Raw genomic sequence first — 22,091 nt, forward strand, 5'->3', positions numbered from 1 at the left:
AAGTTTTTCAAATCATCAATCGACAGCGCGTAACCGCTCAGGTGCAATAAAGAGTAAATCAGCATTGAGCCGTGGCCGTTCGACAGCACAAAACGGTCGCGGTCAGCCCATTGTGGGTTTTGTGGGTTATGGTTTAAGTGGCTACGCCAAAGAACTTCAGCGATATCCGCCATACCCATCGGTGCACCAGGGTGACCAGAGTTAGCTTGTTGAACACCGTCCATACTAAGAGCACGGATGGCATTGGCTAATTGTTTACGTTCCATAATAATTACCGACAAATAATAGAGTTAGAAAGGAAAGGGGAACGTTAATCGTTCCCCAAATTTTAATTCGTAAGTGGATTACAACTTGGCTGCAATCATGACTTCAAGTTTGCCTTGGTCAATGGCAAAGTTACGGATGCCTTCCGCTAATTTTTCTACGGCCATTGGGTCTTGGTTATGTTCCCATAGGAACTCTGCATGGGTCATTGCTGCAGGGCGTTCTTTGTTACCTTGAGAGTCAACCAGTTTTTCAACCACTTCACCTTCAGCTGCTTCGAGTTCTGCCAGTAAAGAAGGGGCAATAGTCAAACGATCACAGCCTGCTAGCTCTAAAATTTCACCGATATTACGGAAGCTTGCGCCCATCACGACTGTCTTGTAGCCATGTTCTTTGTAGTAATTGTAAATAGCAGTCACGGACAATACACCAGGATCTTCTTGCGGTGCAAAATCACGGCCTTCTTTGGCTTTATACCAATCCATAATACGGCCGACGAATGGAGAAATCAGGAATACGCCTGCTTCTGCACACGCGCGTGCTTGAGCAAAGGAGAATAATAGAGTCAGGTTACAGTTGATGCCTTCTTTTTCAAGGATCTCTGCGGCGCGAATACCTTCCCAGGTTGAAGCTAGCTTGATCAAAATACGGTCGTTAGTAATGCCAGCATCGTTGTACATTTTGATCAGTTGGCGCGCTTTTGTCACGCTACCTTCCATATCATAAGAGAGGCGAGCATCGACCTCGGTAGAAATACGGCCCGGAATCGTTTTTAGGATCTCTTTACCGATATTGACAGCAAGCATGTCACAAGTATCTTGAACTTGTTGAGCCTTGTCTGAGCTCTGTGTTTTTGCGTATGCGATAGAAGCATCAATCAGTGGCGCGTATTCTGCAATTTGAGCCGCTTTAAGAATGAGAGATGGGTTAGTGGTCGCATCTTCTGGTTGGTATTTTTTGATTGCGTCAATTTCACCAGTGTCAGCAACAACAGTCGTCATTTTACGAAGTTGCTCTAATTTATTGCTCATATCGATCATCCTATTTCTTTGGGCCAAGCCAGATTTTGAGTTTGCTGGGCATTTGCAAGCGGGTTAGCAATCACATAGTCATGTCTTACACATGCCAGAAAAGCTAACTCAATTATTTCCAGCGACCGAACATTTGTGTTGAACATTTGCTCGATCGTTGAGTAAATGATGTAGCCATATTTATCTTATCCACTGGGAAAGTCAATCGCTGTTCTGAGGTTATAGTGATATCAATCAACTATTTTTTTGTGAATTAATCTAAGTGCTGATAAATAAACGTTTGCTTAGATTTATCAAGGGTTGAAAGCGAACGTTACTGTGCATTGATTAGAGTGAGAAAATGTAATTTCCGTGAGCAAATGTTGCAAAGTAAATGAGGCTTAACCTATGCTAGGTCAATGAGCAAATGCTCAATTGTCGTTATTCTGCGCACAATATTGACCATGAGATCCCGTATGACCACTCCCAATCAAGATATTTCTATCGAAAATACTGACTTATTAACTGAAATTTCAGTGGCTTATTACCAAGATGGTGCAACTCAAGAAGAGATTTCGAAAAAGTTTTCTCTTTCACGAGCCAAAGTAGGACGAATGCTTAAACAGGCACGCGATGAAGGGATTGTCGAAATTACGGTGAAATATCACCCTGTTTTTAGCGCCAAAATTGAGCAGCGACTGATTGAACGCTTTGGCGTAAAACGTGCGCTGGTTGCACTTGACCAACCTAGCGAAGAGTTGCAGCGCCAACAAGTGGCGGGGTTGGTTTCCAATTACCTGACCAGTACGCTAAAAAACGGCATGGTTGTGACCGTTGGTCAAGGCCGAAATGTATCGGCCGTTGCGCATCATATTGGCGTGATCACACCGCGAGAGTGTAAGTTTGTCTGTAGTATTGGTGGCATTCACCCAAGAGGTGGGATGTTTAATGCGGATCATATCTGTCGACAACTGGCCAAAAAATACGGTGGAAGCTCTGAAACGCTTTATGCGCCTGCCTATGCTGAAAATCGCGAACAAAAATTGGCGTTTATGCAAAATGCAACCGTCAAACAAACCTTAGATTTAGCACGTAAGGCAGACATTGCGTTAGTGGGTATTGGGGATATGAGTGAAAACAGCTACATGGTCGATCTCGGTTGGTTTACCGCCGATGAAGTGGTGCAGTCGCGTTTACAGCAAGGTGTGGTGGGGGATTTCGCTGGTTATGATTTTTTTGATATCCACGGTAAAGCTGCCAATACGGTGATGAGCGATCGTGTGATTGGGTTAGGGATTGACGAATTTCGACCGATTGCTGAGGTGATCGCTATCGCGGCTGAAAACAGCAAACCTTTAGCGCTGCTTGGGGCGCTACGCACCGGTGCAATTGATGTGATTGCCACCAGCGTAAGCAACGCGTTAACGGTATTGAATTTAGATGAGCAGATACAAACCGTCATTGGTTAGTGGATTCAGGTTAGTGAATTTAGGCTCATAAATTAATCTGCAATAACTGTAACGTGATTTTAAGATCTGAGTTTGGCTCGCATTGGCTGATTATTTTTAAACTTAAAATATATTTCTCTGCTGTATTGACGCAAACCCAAGGAGAAACTTATGAACAAGTTGATGATCGCCCTTCTCGTTGTTGCGTCATTTAACGCCGCTGCAGAGACAACCAAACCCGTCGTGGCGGGCTACTTTGCTGATTGGCAATATGAAAATGAGCAAAACCCCTACACAGTTAAAGATATTCCAGCAGAGAACTTGACTCATGTTATTTACGCCTTTTTGAGTATGTGTGGCCCCCATTCTGGAGCCAGTGAAACCGTACAAAAGCAAATCGCTAAGCAATGTGAAGGAAAAGCACCATTTAGTGCGATTGTTGTTGATACTAAATCCGCACTAGAAAAAGAGTTTGGCGTAGTCAATGTACCAGTTCCTTACAAAGGTCACTTCGCTCAACTTGCACAAATGAAGAAAGACTATCCGACGCTTAAGATTCTGCCTTCATTTGGCGGCTGGACAATGTCTGAACCGTTCCACGCAATGATAAAAGATCCTGCTACGATCAAGCATTTTTCCAAAACAGCGGTTGAACTTATAGAGCAGTACGCCTTTTTTGACGGTATCGATATCGATTGGGAATATCCGGGTGGTGGCGGTTTAACTACTTCGCCTTGGAATCCGGATACGAAATTAACCGACGAACAAAAAGAAGCAGAAAAACAGGCCTATACCGAGCTGATGAAAACATTACGTGCTGATTTGGATGCGTTGAGTAAAAAGACGGCTCGCCACTATGAACTTTCTACTGCTGTTGGTGTTGGAGCGAAAGCGGCTCAGATAGATTGGCCCGCCGTATCCCCTTATTTAACCAATATGTTTGCGATGACTTATGATTTTCTGGGGGGGTGGGGAACGCAAACGGGCCATTTAACCAATTTACATGCGACGGATCGCAGTTGGTGGGGAATGGGAGCCGATGTGTTTATCAATCAAATGATCGAATTGGGTATACCAAGCGAGAAATTGGTTATCGGCGCGGCGTTTTATGGACGTGGTTGGCAAGGCACTCAAGATTATGAGGGTGGTTTGCCTACGGCTGATCTTGTGTCTGAGCAGGGAGCGCCGTTTGGGACCGGTGAAAATGGCTATTTCATGTTCTGGGATTTGATGAAAAATTATCGCGCGGCACAAGGGTATCAATATGGTTACGATCAAGAATCGCAAGCACCATATTTATGGAATGCAGAAAAGAAAGTATTTATCTCGTATGAAGATGAACGTTCAGTGCGCGCCAAAGCCAAATGGGCAAAATCAGCGAAGCTAGGGGGAATTTTCACATGGGAACTTTCAGGTGATCCTTCAAATGAATTGATCAAAGCAATGGCTGATGAGTTGAAATAACACGCTTTGTAAAACATGATCAAATCCCCACAATGATGGGGATTTGATTCAGAGACTAAAGCTCAATAGGCAGCTCAGTGCGTTGCCCCCATTCTGTCCACGAACCATCGTAAACGCACAGTTTTTCGTAGCCGCAAATTTGCGCAGCCAGCAGCACAATACAGGCAGTTACGCCTGAGCCACAACTGAAAATGTATTGCTTTTTTCCAGCAGCCAGCGTCGCTTGCATAATAGGTTGTAGATCTTGCGGTGATTTAAGCTTATGCCCATTCATCAACTCTGTAAAAGGTAAGCAAATAGAGTGAGGAATATGGCCACTGCGCACGCCTTCTCTTGGTTCTTTCATTTGACCCAAAAAACGGGCTTGTGAACGTGCATCAACAGTTAAGCTCTCTGGGTTCTCTATTTGTGCAAGCACATAGTCTGCGTTCACAAAATAGTGAGGATCGAGCGTGCCATGGAAGTTTCCGTGTTTAAAGGCATGTGTGTACTCTTTTACAACGGGTAAACCTTGGCGTTTCCATTCGGTTAATCCACCATCAAGAACGTATACCGACGCATGTCCCATCGCTTTGAGCATCCACCATGCCCTCGGTGATGCAAACGTCCCGCTATTGTCATAGACAACGACGATCGAATCGTGGTTTAAACCGATCGATTGTGCTAATTGGTTAAAGCGATCTTCACTAGGCATCATATGAGGTAGTGGCGATTGTAGGTCACAAAATTCACCATCATAATCAAAGCGGCGAGCGCCGGGAATGTTATGCAGAGTATCTTTCTCAGTTTCACTGGGAATTTGGAATTCAATACTACAATCAAGAATAACGGTGCGCGGGTCGCCTAACTTTTGTGCTAGCCATTGGGGGGAGACGAGTGGTGACATGAGTTTAACTCTCCTATTGTGTGGGCTGATGCGGTGGACGAACGAGAAAGACATTATTGAGTCTTTGTCGTTCATTTACTGGCAAGTCTGGCAGTGAGCGAGTTTGATTAAGTTCATTTCTCTCCACGTCATTGAAAGAGCGTCCAACATCAAAATTTTGCCTTGTTTTACCTGCCCATATTGAGCGATCACTTTGATCGCTTCCATCGCTTGTACCGCGCCAATAATCCCGACGACAGGGGCCATTACGCCCGCTTCGACGCAAGTGAGTACGTTACTACCAAAAAGAGCGCTTAAACATTGGTAACAGGGCTCGTCTGGGTGCTGATACATAAACACGCTGACTTGCCCTTCCATACGAATCGCGGCACCAGATACCAGTGGTGTTTTAGTTTGAAAGCAGATTTTATTCAATTGGTTACGAGTATCAAGGTTATCTGATGCATCCAGCACCAAAGAATGCTGTTCAATTAATGCTTTCAATTGTGCATCTTCAAGGCGTTGATCAACGGTATTTACCGTTAAATACGGGTTAAGCATACGCAGTGACTCTGCCGCTGAGTCCACTTTTTTACGTCCAATATCGGCATCGCTATGCAGCACTTGGCGCTGTAAATTAGAGAGCTCAACCACATCATCATCGATGAGCGTGAGTGAACCAACACCTGCCGTGGCAAGGTATTGGCTTGCAGCGCAGCCCAATCCTCCTGCGCCAAGAATTAAAATAGAGCTTTGTTTAAGTGCTTCTTGTCCTTCAAAATCAAACTGTTTGAGAATGATTTGTCGGTTGTAGCGCAGTAGCTCTTGATCAGATAGGATCTCCATAGTGATCCTTAGTACAAGCTGGGATTAAAAAGTTGGATATTGACGGTTTCGCCCACTTCCACTCGGCCACGATCTTGCTCTAACACCACAAAACAGTTGGCGAGGCTCATCGAACGAAATGCTCCCGAACTTTGGTTTCCGGTAGTTTCAACAACAAACTGGCCATTTTCAATTGTGTAAATACCGCGTTGGTAGTCAGTACGGCCCGGTGATTTTTTAAAGGCATTTTTAGTGATGGCTGGAATGGACTCCGGTGCTTTCCACTGAGTGTGTCCAGCCAATTTAGCCAGCATAGGTTGCACCAAGACGTATAGGGTTAATACGGCTGAGACGGGGTTGCCAGGTAAGCCACAGAACCAAGCATGATCTAATGTTCCAAATGCAAACGGTTTGCCCGGTTTTATTGCCAGTTTCCAAAAACCGATTTCTCCGAGTTCTTGCAAAATATCTTTGGTATAGTCAGCTTCGCCTACACTTACGCCGCCAGAAGTAATAACCACATCGGCCAAATGTTGAGCTTTATCAAAGGTAGCTTTTAAAGTGGCAGGGCAATCAGCAATGATCCCAAGATCAATCGCTTCACAACCAAAATTCTCAATTAATGGTTTAATGCCATAACGATTGCTGTCATAGATTTGCCCCTCAGCAAGAGGTTCACCGAGTGGTTTTAGCTCATCTCCAGTTGAGAAAAAGGCCACTTTGGGTTTACGAAAAACGGTCACATGGTTGATGCCGAGTGTGGCAATCATTGGGATATCACGCGAAGTCAAGCGAGCCCCTTTATGTAGCACTACATCGCCTTGTTTGATGTCATCACCAGTGGGGCGAATATTTTGCTGAGGCTTCGCATTCGGCTGTAGAAAGCAGATACCATTTTCGTTTTCGGTCGTTTGCTCTTGCATGATCACCGCGTCGCAACCAGCTGGAATTTTCGCGCCAGTCATAATTCGCACGCAACTGTTGGCTGGCCACGGCCCTTCAAATGGAAGACCGGCAAAAGATTTGCCAGCCAGCGGCAGGGTGGTTGACTGTTGCAGGTCAGCTAATCGAATAGCGTATCCATCCATCGCTGAGTTATCGAAAGGCGGCACAAAAATGGGTGAGAGTAACTCTTCGGCCAACACATAGCCTAATGCGTCGGCTAGCGGTAGTTTCAGCGTCGTTTGGATGGGTTTGATATTCGCTAACATTGTCTCTAACGCTTGTTCGATAGGCATTAAGCCCGGTGAATCACAACAGCCCATGGTCGGTTCCTATAGCTTTTTTCTTTGCGAGGACTTTATCATACATTGCCTACGGGCAATAATGACCATCCTTAAAATATGGATGTAATTATTCAAAATTCCGAGTATCCTTGTCTGCCATCCGAAAGGGGTAAAAAGTAAGAGGAATCGGAATGCTAGGTCTTAGCGAATCAGCAAAGTTGGTCAAAGATGCGCTAGAGAGCCGAGGTTTGGAAACGCCTATGCGTCCAAATGAGGTTACTCGTGAAGAAAAGAAAGAAAAAATCGAACACCATATGCGTGAGATCCTCACACTACTCGGTCTTGACCTGACCGACGACAGTTTAGAAGAGACACCCCATCGAATTGCGAAAATGTATGTGGATGAAGTGTTTTCCGGCCTCGATTATCAAAACTTCCCCAAAATTACTGTGATCGAAAACAAGATGAACGTCAGTGAAATGGTGCGCGTAAAAGAGATTACCGTGACCAGCACCTGTGAGCATCATCTTGTGACTATCGATGGTAAAGCCGCGGTGGCGTATATCCCAAGAGGCAAGATAATTGGTCTTTCTAAGATTAACCGTATTGTACGTTTTTTTGCTCAGCGCCCCCAAGTTCAAGAGCGAATGACACAGCAGATTCTGGTGGCTTTGCAAACCTTACTCGGTTCAGACGATGTCGCGGTCACCATTGATGCCACTCATTACTGCGTTAAGTCACGTGGTGTTATGGATGCGACCAGTGAAACGACCACCACAGCATTAGGCGGTATTTTTAAATCTAACCCTGCCACCCGCGCCGAATTTTTCCATGGTTTACATTAATCGAATCTCAGTTGAGTCCATCGATTAATGTTGATCAACTAAAAAAGCCCTCGCAAGTGAAGCCGAGGGCTTTTTCGTTTTACCACGCACGCTTTATTGAAACAGAGCCAAATTTTATTTAAACAGAACCAAGTACTCGCCATAGCCTTCAGCTTGCATCGCCTCTTTTGGTACAAATCGCATCGCGGCAGAGTTCATGCAGTAGCGTAAGCCGGTTGGTGCTGGTCCATCCTCAAAGACATGACCTAGGTGAGAATCTGCAAAACGGCTGCGCACTTCGGTTCTGGTATAAAAAAGCCGAGAATCGCTTTTGGTCGCAATATACGCTTCATTAATTGGCCGAGTAAAACTGGGCCAGCCTGTACCAGAACGGTATTTGTCGGTAGAAGAGAATAATGGCTCTCCGCTGACCACATCGACATAAATACCATCGGCTTTGTTATCCCAATACTCATTCTTAAATGCGCGTTCAGTACCTTCTTCTTGCGTCACGTAATATTGCAAATCAGTCAATTTGGCGCGTATCTTTTCATTCGAAGGTTTGGTGTATACCTTAACGTTGTTTTGCATTTTTTGCGCTTCGATCAATTGACGTAAGGTTTTTGGATGCTCATTACGATCTTTACCGAAGATGGTATCAAGATATTGATCACGTCCGGAAGCATGACGATAGTAGGTGTAACGTACTTTGCTCTTTTTATAAAAATCTTGGTGGTACTCTTCAGCAGGCCAAAATTGGCTGTATTGAATCAGCTCTGTTTTGAGCGGCTTTTTGAAGATCCCTAGCGCATCGATTTCTTGTATAAAGCGCTGCGCGGTCTGCTTCTGTTCACTGTTGTGATAAAAAATGGCAGGCCGATACTGTGGGCCTCTATCAACAAACGAGCCTTGATCATCTGTCGGATCAATGTGTCGGAAAAAATGATCCAATACATTTTCGTAGCTGACAACTTGCGGATCAAAGGTCACTTGAATCACTTCAATGTGGCCCGATTTTCCTGATGAGACTTGTTTATAGGTAGGGTTTTCAAGGCTGCCACCCGCATAACCAGAAACAACGCTAATGACACCGTTGAGTTTTTCAAGATCAGATTCTGTACACCAAAAACAGCCCCCAGCTAATGTCGCGATTTGCTGATTACCAATGCTGGGCATGGTTTTAGGCTGAGTTTCTGCTTGGCTAAATAGCGAAAACAGAATAGGCACAATAAGCGCTATTGAGAATATAAAGGGAGTAAAACGTTTCATAACCGACCTTACTTATTTTTTATTGATACTGGTAAAGAACGGTGAAAAGCGCAAAAAATTACAGAGAAAGAAAACAAATAGCGTGAAGAAAGCCTTTCTGAGCCCGAAGATTTGCGCTCAGAAAGGTTAATTTCGAACAATAATATCAGGTTAGGCCGATAATATTTCCTTTAGAATCAATGTCTAAATACATGAAGGCGGGTTTTTCAGGAAGGCCCGGCATGGTCATCACGTTGCCGCATAGCGCATAGATAAAGCCAGCACCCGCACAGAGCTTTAATTCGCGAATCGGTACATCAAAACCTTTTGGTGCGCCTTTAATCGCAGCGTTGGTTGAAATTGAAAGCGGCGTCTTCGCCAAACAGACAGCAAGTTTACCGTAACCTTGCTCTTGCATGTTGTGCATTTGACGTCGTGCTTTATCACTAAAAGTGACGCTTGCCGCGCCATAGCCCTTTTTCGCTACGGCGTTGATCTTATCTTCGATCGTCTGCTGTGCTTGGTATAACGGTGTGAACGTACTCACTTTTTCACACTGCTTAATGACTTTGGAAGCAAGCTCAGTCGTCCCTTCGCCTCCAAGAGCAAAACCTTCACTCAGTGCAACCTCTACCTGGTAGGGTAGTGCGTGAATCATCATTGCGAGCTGCTCAAGCTCTTCTTGGCTGTCTTGTGGAAAGCGGTTAATGGCAACCACGGCGGGTATTCCATACTTACTCACATTTTCAATATGCCATTTGAGATTTTCAAAACCTGACACCAACGCGGCATGGTCTGGCTGAAATAGAGTGTCGGGAACTGGCTGACCGGGACGCAATTCATACAGACCAGAGTTCGCTTTTAAGCCGCGAAGTGTGGTGACGATAACGGCGCAATCTGGCGCTTTCCCAGATGTCGCAGCTTTAATATTGCACGCCTTTTCAAATCCCATATCAGAGCCAAAGCCGCCTTCTGTTACAGTAAATTCGGCTAACCTTGTGGCGATGTCATCGGCGATAATAGAAGAGTTACCGTGAGCGATATTGGCAAAAGGCCCGGCGTGAATCAGTGTCGGTACGCCTTCTAACGTTTGCATTAATGTAGGTTCAATCGCCTCTTTCATACTGACAGCCATCGCCCCAGCGACTTGCAAATCTTCAGTGGTAATCGGTGTACCATGGTGACTATAGGCGACGACAATCCGCCCAATCCGTTGACGCAGATCGTTTAAGTTTTTGGCTAATGCAAGAATCGCCATCAGCTCAGAAGCCGCTGAAATATCAAAACCATCTTCACGCTCAAAGCCATTGATTGATTTATCCGTTTCATTTCGGCCAACGGTAACCATGCGCAATGCGCGATCGTTGTGATCCATCACTCGCTTCCAAACCACATTATTTGGGTCGATACGCAGTGCTTTCATTGCGGTGCGCTGCTCGAAATCGTCATAACCAAGGCGCTGTTCGTGATAGATCCGGGCATCTATCGCCGCTGCCGCTAGGTTATGCGCGGCTGTGACGGCGTGGATATCGCCAGTGAGATGCAAATTGAGCTCTTCCATTGGTGCCACTTGTGAATAACCGCCGCCAGCGGCTCCGCCCTTAACACCAAAGATTGGTCCCATTGAGGGTTGACGAATACATGCCATCACCGAATGACCCAATTTTGCCATTCCTTGTGATAGGCCGATGGTCGTGACGGTTTTTCCTTCCCCTAATGGCGTTGGGGTAATGGCAGTCACAAGGATTAACTTTCCAACCGTTTGTGTTTGCAAACGTTCAAGGCAACTTAATGAAATTTTCGCCTTAAAGCGGCCTTGGCTGTGGAATTCGCTGGCGGTGAATCCTGCTTTGTTAGCGATAGCCTCTATGGAGGTTAATGAAGTGGCGCGGCAAATTTCAATATCAGGCAGCATAAAACCCTCATTATTTAGTATTGTACGGGTTGGGAAAACGTTTGCGTCGCGATAATAACGTCAAAAAATGGGTTGTAAAGTTATTTAATGAGTGGATTATAAACTAATGTCTGAGCTTTTAGCTCGATTCTTCGTTCTCTTTTGTGTCATTGTCGTTGGGCTCTTTATGATGATCATCTTCAAGTTGATCACTATCTTGTTGATCATAATGCTTGACGACAAAGGGGGTTAACATAACGGAAGAGGGAAGAAAACGTTTCATATGGATTTCCTTGTTTGTTAGTAACTGAACATATGGTATTGAAACTCGGCTTACACTGCTTTAGCTCTGACGGCCTTTACTCTATAATGCGGCGTTTTTACTAGGCCAACCTTACCTCACTGCGGATATTTTATGATTTCAAAAAACCAACTGAAACTACTTCGTGCTTTAGGCCAAAAGAAACAGCGCAAGGCTCATGGCCTGTTTTTAGTGCAAGGCGAAAAGAACGTGTTGGAATTGATTAACAGCCAACTGACGGTGAAGCAGGTTTTTGCCACTGCGGAGTTTATCGCACAAAACCGCGTTGAGCTTAGTGTTTTTGAATGCATTGAGGCCACATTAGATGACTTAACCAAAGCCAGCACCTTGGTGAGCAATAATGCGGCAATCGCCGTCGTTGAGATCCCCGAAGTGACGGTGCCTGAAGCGAAAGGATTGATGATCGCTCTCGATGGTGTTTCTGACCCCGGTAATTTAGGGACGATTATTCGTGTTGCTGATTGGTATGGCATTAAACACATTGTCGCTAGCCACGATTGCGCCGATCCATACAATCCCAAGACCATCAGTGCCACCATGGGTAGCTTTGGGCGTGTTACGGTGAGCCAAGTGGATTTGAGTGCTTATTTACAGAGTTCAAATCTACCTGTTTATGGGGCTTTTTTAGAAGGTGAGAGCGTACATCATACGAAATTTGCAGCAGAAGGGATTTTATTGATGGGCAGTGAATCGCATGGTATTCGTGCCGAAGCGGCTCAATATGTCACCGACAAAATCACCATTCCCGCCTTCGGGGGAGCAGAGTCACTTAACGTAGCAATGGCTACGGGAATTATTTTGGATAACCTGCGCCGCCAACATCACTAGATCAAACCAAGATCACTCGGTCAATAAGTAAAGCTTAAAAGTTGTTGCTTTGGATTGTCGTCAAAAAGCGTGATAACGGATGCCGTGTTTGCGCTTTTTTTATAACGCTAGTTATAAAAAGAAAAGACTACTTCTCTAACATCCCCAGTTTGTTTGGCACGCCATTCCATTTTTCAGCATCATCCATGGCTGGTTTGACTTCGGTTTGCACCGGCCATATGTCGGCAAGCTCAGCATTGAGTTCGATGTAAATCTTCTGATCTTCTGGGAGTTCATCTTCTTGAAAGATAGCTTGAGCTGCACATTCAGGAACACATAAACCGCAATCAATGCATTCAATGGGGTTGATCACCATAAAATTGGGGCCTTCGTGAAAGGCATCTGCAGGGCATACCGCGACACAGTCAGTAAATTTACATTGGATGCAATTATCCGTTACGACAAACGCCATGATGATCAGCTCTTAGTTAGTCAAAAATGAAGAATGGGGATAATACGCATCCCAAGTTAAATTTCAACATCCAACGCTATGAATATCTAGCGTAACGTGTGATGAATTCGGGATTTAGTATGACAGATAACGCTATTTCCCGTAAAATGCGCGCCATTGTGAGCGGGCCGCTTGCGGCTTTGGCTAAGACACCGACTAAAACGAGACACCGACATGATACGTTTAACCGAAATTAAACTTCCTTTGGACCACGAGGAAGGGGCAATTTTTGCTGCTATTACTGAAAAACTTGGTATTGCTGATGAACAAGTTCTTTCATTCAATATGTTTAAACGTGGCTACGATGCTCGTAAGAAAACGAAAATCATGCTGATTTACACGCTAGATGTGAGCGTGGAGAATGAAACAGAGTTGCTTGCTCAGTTTGCTGATGATCCGCATGTGAAAGTGACGCCGGATATGGAGTACAAATTCGTTGCTCAAGCGCCAGCGAATCTTACTGAGCGCCCAGTGGTGATAGGCTTTGGCCCTTGTGGTCTATTCGCAGGACTGATTCTTGCTCAAATGGGGTTTAACCCAATCATTGTCGAGCGTGGTAAAGAAGTGCGCGAACGCACCAAAGATACCTTTGGCTTTTGGCGTAAACGTACATTGAATACTGAATCTAACGTGCAGTTTGGCGAAGGTGGAGCGGGGACTTTTTCTGATGGAAAACTCTATAGCCAAGTGAAAGATCCTAACTTCTATGGTCGTAAGGTCACTACAGAATTTGTCGCTGCTGGCGCACCTGCTGAAATCATGTACGTGAGCAAACCGCACATTGGCACGTTCAAATTGGTGACCATGATTGAAAAAATGCGTGCCAAAATCATCGAATTAGGCGGTGAAATTCGTTTTAGTACTCGTGTTGATGACATTCACATCGAAGAAGGGCAAATTACCGGGCTTACGCTGTCAAATGGTGAGGAAATTAAAACGCGTCATGTTGTCCTTGCGGTCGGTCATAGCGCACGTGATACCTTTGAAATGCTGCATGAACGTGGCGTTTATATGGAAGCCAAACCCTTTTCAGTAGGGTTCCGTATTGAACATAAACAATCAATGATTGATGAAGCGCGTTTCGGTGCGAATGCGGGTAACCCCATTCTTGGCGCGGCGGACTACAAATTGGTTCACCACTGTAAGAATGGCCGCACTGTTTATAGCTTCTGCATGTGCCCCGGTGGCACGGTAGTGGCGGCTACTTCTGAAGAGGGGCGCGTTGTGACCAATGGCATGAGCCAATATTCTCGCGCAGAACGTAATGCTAACAGTGCGATTGTAGTGGGTATTGATCCTGAACGTGATTATCCCGGTGATCCGCTAGCGGGCGTGCGCTTCCAACGTGAGCTTGAATCAAGAGCTTATCAACTTGGCGGCGAAAACTACGATGCGCCAGCACAAAAAATTGGTGACTTTTTACAAGGTCGTGATCCGAGTGCGTTAGGTGATGTCGAACCCTCTTTTACACCCGGCATCAAGTTGACAGATATTTCAAAAGCGTTGCCTGATTTTGCTATTGAAGCCATTCGTGAAGCGATCCCAGCGTTTGATAAGCAGATCAAAGGATTTGCCTCTGAGGATGGTTTGTTAACTGGAGTAGAAACTCGCACGTCATCACCCATTTGCATTAAACGGGGTAAAGATTTCCAAAGCATCAACCTGAAAGGCTTTTATCCGGCAGGTGAAGGTGCAGGTTATGCGGGCGGGATTTTATCAGCAGGCATTGATGGTATTAAAGCGGCCGAAGCATTGGCGCTTTCTATGGTTAACGAAGCTGAAAAAGCATCATAATTTGCAATATTAAGCATAAGAAAAGGCTCATTGGAGCCTTTTTTATTACAGGGACGATTAGATTCGTTATCAAATTGAATTTTAAAAGTTTCTTCTGATAGAGATTATCATTTAACTAAAAACAATCTAAACTAGCCCGAACATTATGAGGAGAGATCATGAAGTACGACTGGATTTTATTTGACGCTGACGAGACCTTGTTTCATTTTGATGCTTTCAAAGGTATGCAGCTGATGTTTGAGCGCAAAGGAGTGTTGTTTACTGAACAAGATTTTGCGCAGTACCAAGAAGTTAATAAACCACTGTGGGTCGATTACCAAAATGGTGATATCACGGCGGCGCAGTTGAAGCATACTCGTTTTGCAGAGTGGGCAGAAAAGCTCGCGACGACAACCACGGAATTAAACAGCGCATTTCTTGAAGCCATGGCTGATATCTGCACTCCACTACCAGGAGCAAAAGAGTTATTGGATGCCCTTACAGGTCGAGCGAAACTTGGCATCATTACTAATGGTTTTACCGAACTTCAAGCGATTCGTTTGCAAAGAACGGGGATGAGTGAATACTTTGACCACGTGATTATTTCAGAAGAGGTTGGTGTAGCGAAACCCGATCACGGGATTTTTGCCTACGCGTTAGACAAAATGGGCAACCCTGCTAAAAATCGTGTATTGATGGTAGGGGATAACCCGCATTCCGATATTCTAGGTGGCTTGAATTTTGGTATTGAGACCTGTTGGCTAAACTCTACTGGCGCAAGTGCTGTTGAGGGTATTGAGCCACACTACCATGTGCGTTCATTGCACGAGCTTAAAGATATTTTGGTCGCATAATTATTTACAATGATGTGGCTTGGGGTGTGGAGTGATGATATCGACCTCCACACCAATAAATCGATTCGTTAGCGGTTGAATTCACCGTCACGCTCAGGTTGATAAACTACATCAAGAATCTCAATCACTCTTTCTCTACCACCTGGCATTGGCCAACTGAGCTGTTGACCAACAGCTAGGCCCAACAATGCACTGCCTACTGGGGCAAAAACAGAGATATCTTGACTGCTTTTCACTTCATGCGGATACACAAGATTTTTTTCGATCACTTCATCACTGTCGATAAACTTGAAGCGTACGGTCGAATTCATGCTCACCACATTATTTGGCATCTCTTGTGGGGCGACAATGGTGGCTCTATCCAACTCAGCCTCGAGCTTTTCTAACTCTGGCGTTAGTTTAGGCATGCCATCCAGTAATGCGGATATTCTGTCCATATCAAGGCTTGAAACTAAGACAGGTGCTAAGTTTGACATTTTTAATACTCCAAAAAGAAATACCGCCCAAAAGCTAGGCGGTATAAAAATTAACGTCAATGTTATTGCGATTCAGGCTATGACATTAATCTTGTTCGACATAGAATGCAAATAATACGGTATCAGTTTGTTATGAATTTGGCATGCACGTATTTAGGCTGGGAGTGGATGTTGTGCAGTACGTAAAAATTAAAGATGTGATTGTTGAACAAATCGATGCTGGCATGCTTGCCCCTCGTCAAAAATTACCTTCTGAACGAAAACTTGCAGAGTCGTTTAATACCACACGCGTTACCCTGCGTGAGGCGTTGTCTCTGTTGGAAGCGGATGGCAAGATCTACCGAGAAGATCGGCGAGGTTGGTTTATTTCTCCCGAGCCGATACGTTACGACCCAACCCAAACTCTGAATTTTACCAACATGGCTTTAGCACAAAACCGAGTACCAAAAACGGAACTGATGATGGCAAAAGCGCTATTAGCTAATAAACAAGCATCGCTCTTATTGGGATTAAAGCCATTTTCGGATGTTTACCAAATTGATCGTGTGCGTTATTTAGAAGATCGCCCCGTGGTCTATGTGACGAATTACGTGCGCCCTGAATGGTTTCCCAACTTGCTGACTTTCGATTTGTCTCAATCACTGACGGATATTTATCGCGACCATTTTGCCGTGGAGTATCAAACAGTCCGTTATCGAATTACCACTAGCTCTTTGCTTGGTCATATGGCGCAAGCGCTACGCGCTACATCAGGCACTCCGGCGATGGTCGTTGAGCGCATTAATTATAATCAACAGGGTGAACTGATCGATTGTGGCATCGAATACTGGCGACATGACGCGATTTGTATTGAATCGTTAGCCAAGCTCACTGTGGCCCGCTGAGGCTATGTCCGTTAAAGCTAGGTTTGTTAAAGCTATGTTCGTTGAAAATTGAGCGCATTCAATGAAAAAGGCGACCTCTATTAAGTCACCTTTTTACTGTGTTATTGCTGTTTATGACTGAGTTTGTGCATCCGTTTGTTTGAGCTGTTTATGCCCATCTTCACTGACGCCACGTTTCCAGTAGCTGCTGATATAAATATAGTCTTTCGCTATCTCTTTTTCATTGCGAAAATACTCTCTTAGCGCGCGCATAGTATCAAATTCACACGCACACCATACCGAGCCATTCTCACCCAGCCAATTTTTCTCGATAACCGAAGTCGCCAAATTGGTGCTGCTGTCTTTCACTACCCAAGAGATCTCTATGTTCTCCGGAGCCTGTAGTGCCTGTTTGTCATCCACATGCTCAATTTCAATTACTGCATAACCTTTTGCATCACGCGGTAAGCGTTTTAATTGAGCTGCAAGGGCAGGGATCGCGGTCATGTCAGCGGCTAAGAAAAACCATTTCCCATTGGGATTCAACCCTTGAGCTTTACCTGGGCCAGCGATTGAAATCGTATCGCCAATGGCCGTATGCATCGCCCATCTGACTGCAAATCCACACTGCTTATCTTCCGCCTCATGCCGTACAAAATCGATTTCAATGCGATTGTTGGTCGTATCAAAGCTTCGAATGGTATAAGTGCGCATTATTGGGCGCTGATCAGGGGTTAACCGTGACAAATCAGTGCCACCATCTTCACTAAACAACAGCTTGATATAATCGCCTTCGTTTTCAAGTGTAAAATGCCCAATTGAGTCACCCTGTAACGTAATGCGTTGCAGGGAAGGCGAAATTTGCTGGCTATCCGCAACCGTGAGTGGATAGAAAGAGCGTTTAGGTTCTGTTTCTTTTTTCATTATTCTCTAGATTACCGTTTTGTCTTTTGTAGGTATAACCTTAAACTGAGTGCTCAATTGATTCAATGATAATAACTATCATTTACGTTATTTTACTTTGAAGAGATGGGAATATGTAACTTTGCAGATAAAAAGCCCCATACGCATAATGGTATGAGGCTTAATAATGTTCACATTTTGCTGATGTTTAAACTTCGTTAGGTGCAACTTCCGCAAGTTCATCCCGTTCGTTCATTTTTGATGCTTCAAGCATTTTTCGAACAACTAATGAAGCGACGATGGCCACTGCTACCATCACTACGGCTAAGATCGTGAGCATTTTAAAGTAGTCGCCATAAACGCTTTGGACGATATGCTGACTGATCACTTGACCTTTTTCTAATGCAATGGAGGTTGAGAACACCGCACCCACAATGCCGCTTAAGGCGATGGCGACTGAAAAGAGGCTAACCGAAAAGTTTTCGATGTGCTTGGGAGCCACTGACAAAATGAAGGCCACTACTAAACTACCAACAATGACTTCCGCAAAAGCTTGGAAGAAGTGGATCATCAAAAAGACTTCTGGTCTGATGATAACATCAACACCAATATTCATGACTGCCATAGTTAAAATGCCAAATGCAATGGCGGTAAAGATGAATGCAAAGCCAATTTTAGTGGCTGTTGAAAAATTAATGCCTCGCTTTTCCAGTGAAGAGAAAGTCATAGCAATGACTGGCCCAGCAACAATGCACCACAGTGGGTTCATCGCCATTGATGCTTCAGGAGCGATTGGAATTAATCCAAATAAGTCACCACGCATCGTATTAATGGTTACCATGGTCATGGAGGTCATCATTTGCCCGTAATAGACAAAGAAACAGGTGGTGAGCACCGTCATGATAAGAATAGTGCCCATTTTCAAGGTATCGGATCGATTCGCTTTAAACATCAAAAAGATGAAGTAAAAAATGGCAGCAGCACCAATGGCATAAACGATGTTTTGACCGATGTCCATATTAGAAAACATGAAGAAAACTAGCCCAACCATCGCGCATGATACTGCACAAAAGGCGAGCCAGTTTTTCACGCTTACGGGAGCTTGATCAATCTCAGCTGCAGCATTCACTAATGATTTGTTAAACACAATTAAAGTGGCAAAGGCGAACGCTGCCAAAATGGCTGAGAGCATAAAACTACCGTGAAAACCGATCACTAAAACAAACATCGGGAATAAATATTGACCAAGTAGTGCCCCCACATTGTTTACCGAATAATTGACAGGGTAACAGTTTTCAAAATGTTCTTGGGAGCTAAAAGTGCGTTTATATAAACTGGGGTAAGAAGGAGACATTAATCCGCGTGCGTAGCTCGCTAAAGCGATGCCTGCTAATGCCATCGCGACGTTGGTTGTTGAGGCACCCAGCACCAGTAGTGTGTAACCAAGAGCAAAAGCGCCGTAGGCAATGGTTAATGAACGATAAGCGCCAAGGAACTTATCGGCAATAAAACCACCAGCGATCGCAAAAAGGGGGCCAATGGATGAAAATGCTCCTACCACCATCATGGTATCGGCTTCGTTATAATCCAAATCTTCTAGAAAAAAACGGGTTAGGATAACCATTACCCCGTAAAATGATAAGCCAAACATCATTTGGCAGAACATCATTGATTTATTGAGTTTATTCCACATATTAATCTCTCCATGTAGTGGATTTTTAGATTTTATTCCTGTGGATTTTATCATCGGTAGTTATAAATAAATTGAAACAATTATCGCAGAAACCTTACTTTATGCACGAGCATTTCTAATGCGTGGCTATCGTTTGAGTAATGTTTAAAAAGCGATTGTTTATTTTATTTTTTGACTCAAGCACTATGCACATGTAGGAGTATTTACGTGTTACCAAACCATACGTTTTAATACTGCTGCTTTCTTGGTGTCGATTGCTATGACACAAGTCTTATGGTGGCTGGAATGGAGAGAGAAAAATAACGATGGTAGCCGAGCATCTTTATATCGTATTAGGTAAACGACTTGTTGATCAGCAATTAACATTAGAAGGGCGTAGCCGTGTTGATGGCCTTGTTAAGGCGTTACAACGTCATGACATCGATCATAGTGTCATTGCTTTATGCGGTGGGCTCACGCTAGGGCAACAGATTTCTGAAGCGAAGGCTATGTATCATTACCTTCAATCGGAGCTTACTCGGCTCAATGTGTCACTTTCGAATAACCGCATTTTGCTGGAAGAACACTCGACCAGCACAGTGGAAAATATCGAGAACGTCGCGTTAGAGCTGCAAAAAAATGGTGGTATTGACACGCAAAAAACATTACCTGTTACTTTCATTTCTAACGACTATCACTTGCAGCGTATTTTTGAAATTCAGCAATTAATGGATGAGCAAGGGTTACTGCGAGTGCTTAAACAACGCTGTGAAATGATGGAGATCACGCTGGCTATTTCACCGGATCTGCACGATCACCTTGCGGTGAAATACCCTTATACGCATTTAGCCGCGGAACTGTTTCTATTGGTCGATCAACTAACGACTTACCGTGTCTACCTTGAAGGTGTCGTGGCGGGCTCATTTCTGCGCGATCTCACACAAGTGAGAGCCATTCCTTACCAAATAGCATATGAGGCTATTTTAGCGATCAACCATAAAATCGCAGACAACCCAAAGTGGGTTTTTGTTCGCTGTCTTACGGATTTATTGATGCAGTGTATCAATGCCACAAAGAGGGCGTTAAGTGTCAGTGAGATTCAACCTTATCTCATTTTGTTCGACAGCAACTTAACGTTATTGAACCGATATCTTGATCCTGAAAACCCGTGCGTCGGACGCTGGTGGCGTCAGGGATAGTAACAAGCGAAATAGATGAATCAAAGAGACCCCGCAATGCGGGGTCTTTGCTTTTTAGCCAAGCGACTTATTTCCTGACCAAAAACCGTTTTGAACAAAACAACGTGTTAAGCCGTTTCTAACGTACGCTCTTTGACCACGCTTAGACGCTCGCCATAAATTGGACGTAGTGCTGCCAGTACATGGTTACGAGTTAGCATACCGACAAACTTGCCATCTTCAAGGACGGGGAGATTTTGTGGTTTGTTCACTTTCATGCTTTTTGCGCGCTCTTCTAAAGAGAGTGAGCTAAAACGAGTAGCAATACCCATGCTAGTAGTAGGGTATAACTGTTCTTTATCGATACATAAAAATTCGGCGATATCAATCAGACGGTCAGATGCATCGATGGCGATAACATCGCGGCTCATAAGATCCACCACTTTTTGCCCTTCGGTAGGGAGGTAGTCTTGGCACCATAAATCCACCATGACATCGTGAGCTGAGAAAAACCCGACCAAACGACCAGCCACATCAACCACAGGAGCACTATCGAGCTGGTTATCCAGTAACATATCAATGGCAACTGCGGTTGGCATTTCCACGCCTAGAGTTACAGGTTGGGTGTTCATAATGTCTTTAACTGTAATTGTTTTATTCATTTTCGTTTCCTTCACTGACGTAATTGTTGCTGTTTCCGTAATAGTGCTAATGTTTGCGGCTTTAAGTTGTGGACGGCGGAAAATAGACCAGTTGGCGAGACCAACCAACACAGCACCGCCGACGATATTGCCCAAAGTCACTGGGATAAGGTTTGCCACCACAAATTGATGAATGTTCAAATCTGCGTAATGAGTGGCACTGATACCGATCTGCTGCCAGAAGCTCTCTGGTGCAAAGTTTTGAATCACAATGCCTAAAGGGACCATAAACATGTTGGCTACGCAGTGCTCGAAGCCGCTAGAGACGAACATCGCCACAGGCAAAATTGTCATTGCGGCTTTGGTCATTGCATTGGCTGAGCTAAACGTTAACCAAATAGCAAGACAAACCAGTAAGTTACATAGCACCCCAAGAGAAAATGCTTGAACAGGTGTATGGTGCAGTTTGTGCTGCGCGATGTTCAGCGCATTCAAACCCCATTGACCATCATCCAACTGATAGAGACCAGCCCCAGTAACCAAAAGCAGTAAGAACATGGCACCAATGAAGTTACCGATATAAACCTTGCCCCAAATGGATAACATTTTGCTAAAGCTGATTTGTTTATTGGCCCAAGAAATGCTCGACAATACGGAACTGGTGAACAGTTCACCGCCACAAATCACGATTAAAATCAGCCCCATGCTAAAGGCTAAACCACCCGCTAACCGACTGAGCCCCCAACCTGCGTTAGCACTGCCTGTGGTGACAGTGATGTAGAACAAAAATGCTAAGCCGATAAAAGCACCAGCCATAATGGCAAGGCTCAGTGTCATACCGCTACTTTTCTTGGCTTTGCTTAATGCAAATTTCTCGGCTTCTGCCATCATCTCAATCGGTGAGAACAGCTGTTTATTTTCAGAGTAGGCTGCTGACATACACGCTCCCAAAGCTCAATTTCATAATTACCTCCCAAGTTCAAACAAAGCGTCATGCCTTGCTTCCCATACAGACTAACGAAC

At 44.5% G+C, this 22,091-nt stretch carries 20 protein-coding genes and 1 pseudogene; 8 read left to right on the plus strand and 13 right to left on the minus strand.

What is annotated here, in order from left to right:
- Together AACR75_RS01020 and tal are read right to left on the minus strand one after the other, a co-directional pair.
- Nucleotides 1–266: pseudogene (locus AACR75_RS01020) on the minus strand (transketolase); the annotation flags it as partial.
- Between the two features lie 78 nt (nt 267–344).
- On the minus strand, nt 345–1,295 hold the full coding sequence (gene tal, locus AACR75_RS01025; protein WP_026027792.1) for a transaldolase: 951 nt from the start codon (nt 1,293–1,295) through the stop codon (nt 345–347).
- Between the two features lie 455 nt (nt 1,296–1,750).
- Here tal and AACR75_RS01030 point away from each other — a divergent pair, with 455 nt between their 5' ends.
- Nucleotides 1,751–2,743 (plus strand): sugar-binding transcriptional regulator, encoded by a 993-nt coding sequence (locus tag AACR75_RS01030; RefSeq protein WP_013867843.1) that lies wholly within the window; start codon nt 1,751–1,753, stop codon nt 2,741–2,743.
- Nucleotides 2,744–2,905: 162 nt separating this feature from the next.
- Entirely contained in the window at nt 2,906–4,186 is a 1,281-nt protein-coding gene (locus tag AACR75_RS01035) for a glycoside hydrolase family 18 protein (protein ID WP_422824461.1), read from the plus strand.
- A 55-nt stretch (nt 4,187–4,241) separates the two neighbouring features.
- On the opposite strand, the gene AACR75_RS01040 is transcribed toward AACR75_RS01035, so the two are convergent.
- From AACR75_RS01040 to moeA, 3 genes are read right to left on the minus strand one after another with little or no spacing between them, the layout of a single operon-like run.
- Nucleotides 4,242–5,126 (minus strand): sulfurtransferase, encoded by an 885-nt coding sequence (locus AACR75_RS01040; RefSeq protein ID WP_197056786.1) that lies wholly within the window; start codon nt 5,124–5,126, stop codon nt 4,242–4,244.
- Between the two features lie 21 nt (nt 5,127–5,147).
- Nucleotides 5,148–5,897 carry a molybdopterin-synthase adenylyltransferase MoeB gene (gene moeB, locus AACR75_RS01045; RefSeq protein WP_017045530.1) on the minus strand — a complete coding sequence of 250 codons (750 nt, stop codon included), beginning with the start codon at nt 5,895–5,897 and terminating at the stop codon, nt 5,148–5,150.
- 8 nt (nt 5,898–5,905) lie between these two features.
- The gene (moeA, locus tag AACR75_RS01050) at nt 5,906–7,141 is read right to left on the minus strand and encodes a molybdopterin molybdotransferase MoeA (RefSeq protein ID WP_047688377.1); all 1,236 of its coding nucleotides are present in this window, start codon (nt 7,139–7,141) and stop codon (nt 5,906–5,908) included.
- A 152-nt stretch (nt 7,142–7,293) separates the two neighbouring features.
- Between moeA and folE the strand changes: the two genes are divergently transcribed.
- The gene (folE, locus tag AACR75_RS01055) at nt 7,294–7,947 is read left to right on the plus strand and encodes a GTP cyclohydrolase I FolE (RefSeq protein WP_013867838.1); all 654 of its coding nucleotides are present in this window, start codon (nt 7,294–7,296) and stop codon (nt 7,945–7,947) included.
- Nucleotides 7,948–8,061: 114 nt separating this feature from the next.
- Here the strand turns inward: folE and msrB are convergent, their stop codons facing one another.
- The 3 genes from msrB to AACR75_RS01070 form a co-directional block, all read right to left on the minus strand.
- Nucleotides 8,062–9,195, minus strand: coding sequence for a peptide-methionine (R)-S-oxide reductase MsrB (gene msrB / locus AACR75_RS01060; RefSeq protein WP_047688379.1), 1,134 nt, complete (start codon nt 9,193–9,195; stop codon nt 8,062–8,064).
- 145 nt (nt 9,196–9,340) lie between these two features.
- Complete coding sequence (locus AACR75_RS01065) at nt 9,341–11,089, minus strand: formate--tetrahydrofolate ligase (RefSeq protein ID WP_047688381.1); 1,749 nt, start codon at nt 11,087–11,089, stop codon at nt 9,341–9,343.
- Between the two features lie 118 nt (nt 11,090–11,207).
- Nucleotides 11,208–11,351: a hypothetical protein gene (locus AACR75_RS01070; RefSeq protein WP_013867835.1), complete on the minus strand. Its 144-nt coding sequence runs from the start codon at nt 11,349–11,351 to the stop codon at nt 11,208–11,210.
- A 132-nt stretch (nt 11,352–11,483) separates the two neighbouring features.
- Between AACR75_RS01070 and AACR75_RS01075 the strand changes: the two genes are divergently transcribed.
- Nucleotides 11,484–12,218 carry an RNA methyltransferase gene (locus AACR75_RS01075; protein WP_047688384.1) on the plus strand — a complete coding sequence of 245 codons (735 nt, stop codon included), beginning with the start codon at nt 11,484–11,486 and terminating at the stop codon, nt 12,216–12,218.
- A 127-nt stretch (nt 12,219–12,345) separates the two neighbouring features.
- On the opposite strand, the gene fdxA is transcribed toward AACR75_RS01075, so the two are convergent.
- Nucleotides 12,346–12,669 (minus strand): ferredoxin FdxA, encoded by a 324-nt coding sequence (fdxA, locus tag AACR75_RS01080; RefSeq protein ID WP_010318513.1) that lies wholly within the window; start codon nt 12,667–12,669, stop codon nt 12,346–12,348.
- Nucleotides 12,670–12,882: 213 nt separating this feature from the next.
- Between fdxA and AACR75_RS01085 the strand changes: the two genes are divergently transcribed.
- Nucleotides 12,883–14,502 (plus strand): NAD(P)/FAD-dependent oxidoreductase, encoded by a 1,620-nt coding sequence (locus AACR75_RS01085; RefSeq protein ID WP_038148414.1) that lies wholly within the window; start codon nt 12,883–12,885, stop codon nt 14,500–14,502.
- Nucleotides 14,503–14,660: 158 nt separating this feature from the next.
- Nucleotides 14,661–15,335 (plus strand): pyrimidine 5'-nucleotidase, encoded by a 675-nt coding sequence (gene yjjG, locus AACR75_RS01090; RefSeq protein ID WP_017045536.1) that lies wholly within the window; start codon nt 14,661–14,663, stop codon nt 15,333–15,335.
- Nucleotides 15,336–15,403: 68 nt separating this feature from the next.
- Here yjjG and rnk read toward each other — a convergent pair whose 3' ends face one another.
- Nucleotides 15,404–15,811 carry a nucleoside diphosphate kinase regulator gene (gene rnk, locus AACR75_RS01095; protein WP_026027712.1) on the minus strand — a complete coding sequence of 136 codons (408 nt, stop codon included), beginning with the start codon at nt 15,809–15,811 and terminating at the stop codon, nt 15,404–15,406.
- A 173-nt stretch (nt 15,812–15,984) separates the two neighbouring features.
- Between rnk and phnR the strand changes: the two genes are divergently transcribed.
- Nucleotides 15,985–16,695 (plus strand): phosphonate utilization transcriptional regulator PhnR, encoded by a 711-nt coding sequence (phnR, locus tag AACR75_RS01100; protein ID WP_047688394.1) that lies wholly within the window; start codon nt 15,985–15,987, stop codon nt 16,693–16,695.
- Nucleotides 16,696–16,806: 111 nt separating this feature from the next.
- Here phnR and AACR75_RS01105 read toward each other — a convergent pair whose 3' ends face one another.
- Together AACR75_RS01105 and AACR75_RS01110 are read right to left on the minus strand one after the other, a co-directional pair.
- Nucleotides 16,807–17,598: a siderophore-interacting protein gene (locus AACR75_RS01105; protein ID WP_017045538.1), complete on the minus strand. Its 792-nt coding sequence runs from the start codon at nt 17,596–17,598 to the stop codon at nt 16,807–16,809.
- A 187-nt stretch (nt 17,599–17,785) separates the two neighbouring features.
- Nucleotides 17,786–19,270, minus strand: coding sequence for a peptide MFS transporter (locus AACR75_RS01110; protein ID WP_047688386.1), 1,485 nt, complete (start codon nt 19,268–19,270; stop codon nt 17,786–17,788).
- Nucleotides 19,271–19,575: 305 nt separating this feature from the next.
- On the opposite strand from AACR75_RS01110, the gene AACR75_RS01115 reads away from it, so the two are divergent.
- Nucleotides 19,576–20,448 (plus strand): YdcF family protein, encoded by an 873-nt coding sequence (locus tag AACR75_RS01115; RefSeq protein ID WP_047688388.1) that lies wholly within the window; start codon nt 19,576–19,578, stop codon nt 20,446–20,448.
- Between the two features lie 107 nt (nt 20,449–20,555).
- Here the strand turns inward: AACR75_RS01115 and focA are convergent, their stop codons facing one another.
- A complete protein-coding gene (gene focA / locus AACR75_RS01120; RefSeq protein ID WP_026028498.1) occupies nt 20,556–22,007 on the minus strand; it encodes a formate transporter FocA in 1,452 nt (483 codons plus the stop codon).
- Between the last annotated feature and the right edge of the window lie 84 nt (nt 22,008–22,091).

The sequence above is a fragment of the Vibrio sp. ZOR0018 genome, from assembly GCF_963865925.1.
Classification (GTDB): domain Bacteria; phylum Pseudomonadota; class Gammaproteobacteria; order Enterobacterales; family Vibrionaceae; genus Vibrio; species Vibrio anguillarum.

Bases quoted from the DNA above. Each gene is read 5' to 3' on its own strand.
- tal (WP_026027792.1), bottom strand. From the start codon at position 1,295: ATGAGCAATAAATTAGAGCAACTTCGTAAAATGACGACTGTTGTTGCT.
- AACR75_RS01030 (WP_013867843.1), top strand. From the start codon at position 1,751: ATGACCACTCCCAATCAAGATATTTCTATCGAAAATACTGACTTATTA.
- AACR75_RS01035 (WP_422824461.1), top strand. From the start codon at position 2,906: ATGATCGCCCTTCTCGTTGTTGCGTCATTTAACGCCGCTGCAGAGACA.
- AACR75_RS01040 (WP_197056786.1), bottom strand. From the start codon at position 5,126: ATGTCTTTCTCGTTCGTCCACCGCATCAGCCCACACAATAGGAGAGTT.
- moeB (WP_017045530.1), bottom strand. From the start codon at position 5,897: ATGGAGATCCTATCTGATCAAGAGCTACTGCGCTACAACCGACAAATC.
- moeA (WP_047688377.1), bottom strand. From the start codon at position 7,141: ATGGGCTGTTGTGATTCACCGGGCTTAATGCCTATCGAACAAGCGTTA.
- folE (WP_013867838.1), top strand. From the start codon at position 7,294: ATGCTAGGTCTTAGCGAATCAGCAAAGTTGGTCAAAGATGCGCTAGAG.
- msrB (WP_047688379.1), bottom strand. From the start codon at position 9,195: ATGAAACGTTTTACTCCCTTTATATTCTCAATAGCGCTTATTGTGCCT.
- AACR75_RS01065 (WP_047688381.1), bottom strand. From the start codon at position 11,089: ATGCTGCCTGATATTGAAATTTGCCGCGCCACTTCATTAACCTCCATA.
- AACR75_RS01070 (WP_013867835.1), bottom strand. From the start codon at position 11,351: ATGAAACGTTTTCTTCCCTCTTCCGTTATGTTAACCCCCTTTGTCGTC.
- AACR75_RS01075 (WP_047688384.1), top strand. From the start codon at position 11,484: ATGATTTCAAAAAACCAACTGAAACTACTTCGTGCTTTAGGCCAAAAG.
- fdxA (WP_010318513.1), bottom strand. From the start codon at position 12,669: ATGGCGTTTGTCGTAACGGATAATTGCATCCAATGTAAATTTACTGAC.
- AACR75_RS01085 (WP_038148414.1), top strand. From the start codon at position 12,883: ATGATACGTTTAACCGAAATTAAACTTCCTTTGGACCACGAGGAAGGG.
- yjjG (WP_017045536.1), top strand. From the start codon at position 14,661: ATGAAGTACGACTGGATTTTATTTGACGCTGACGAGACCTTGTTTCAT.
- rnk (WP_026027712.1), bottom strand. From the start codon at position 15,811: ATGTCAAACTTAGCACCTGTCTTAGTTTCAAGCCTTGATATGGACAGA.
- AACR75_RS01105 (WP_017045538.1), bottom strand. From the start codon at position 17,598: ATGAAAAAAGAAACAGAACCTAAACGCTCTTTCTATCCACTCACGGTT.
- AACR75_RS01110 (WP_047688386.1), bottom strand. From the start codon at position 19,270: ATGTGGAATAAACTCAATAAATCAATGATGTTCTGCCAAATGATGTTT.
- AACR75_RS01115 (WP_047688388.1), top strand. From the start codon at position 19,576: ATGGTAGCCGAGCATCTTTATATCGTATTAGGTAAACGACTTGTTGAT.
- focA (WP_026028498.1), bottom strand. From the start codon at position 22,007: ATGTCAGCAGCCTACTCTGAAAATAAACAGCTGTTCTCACCGATTGAG.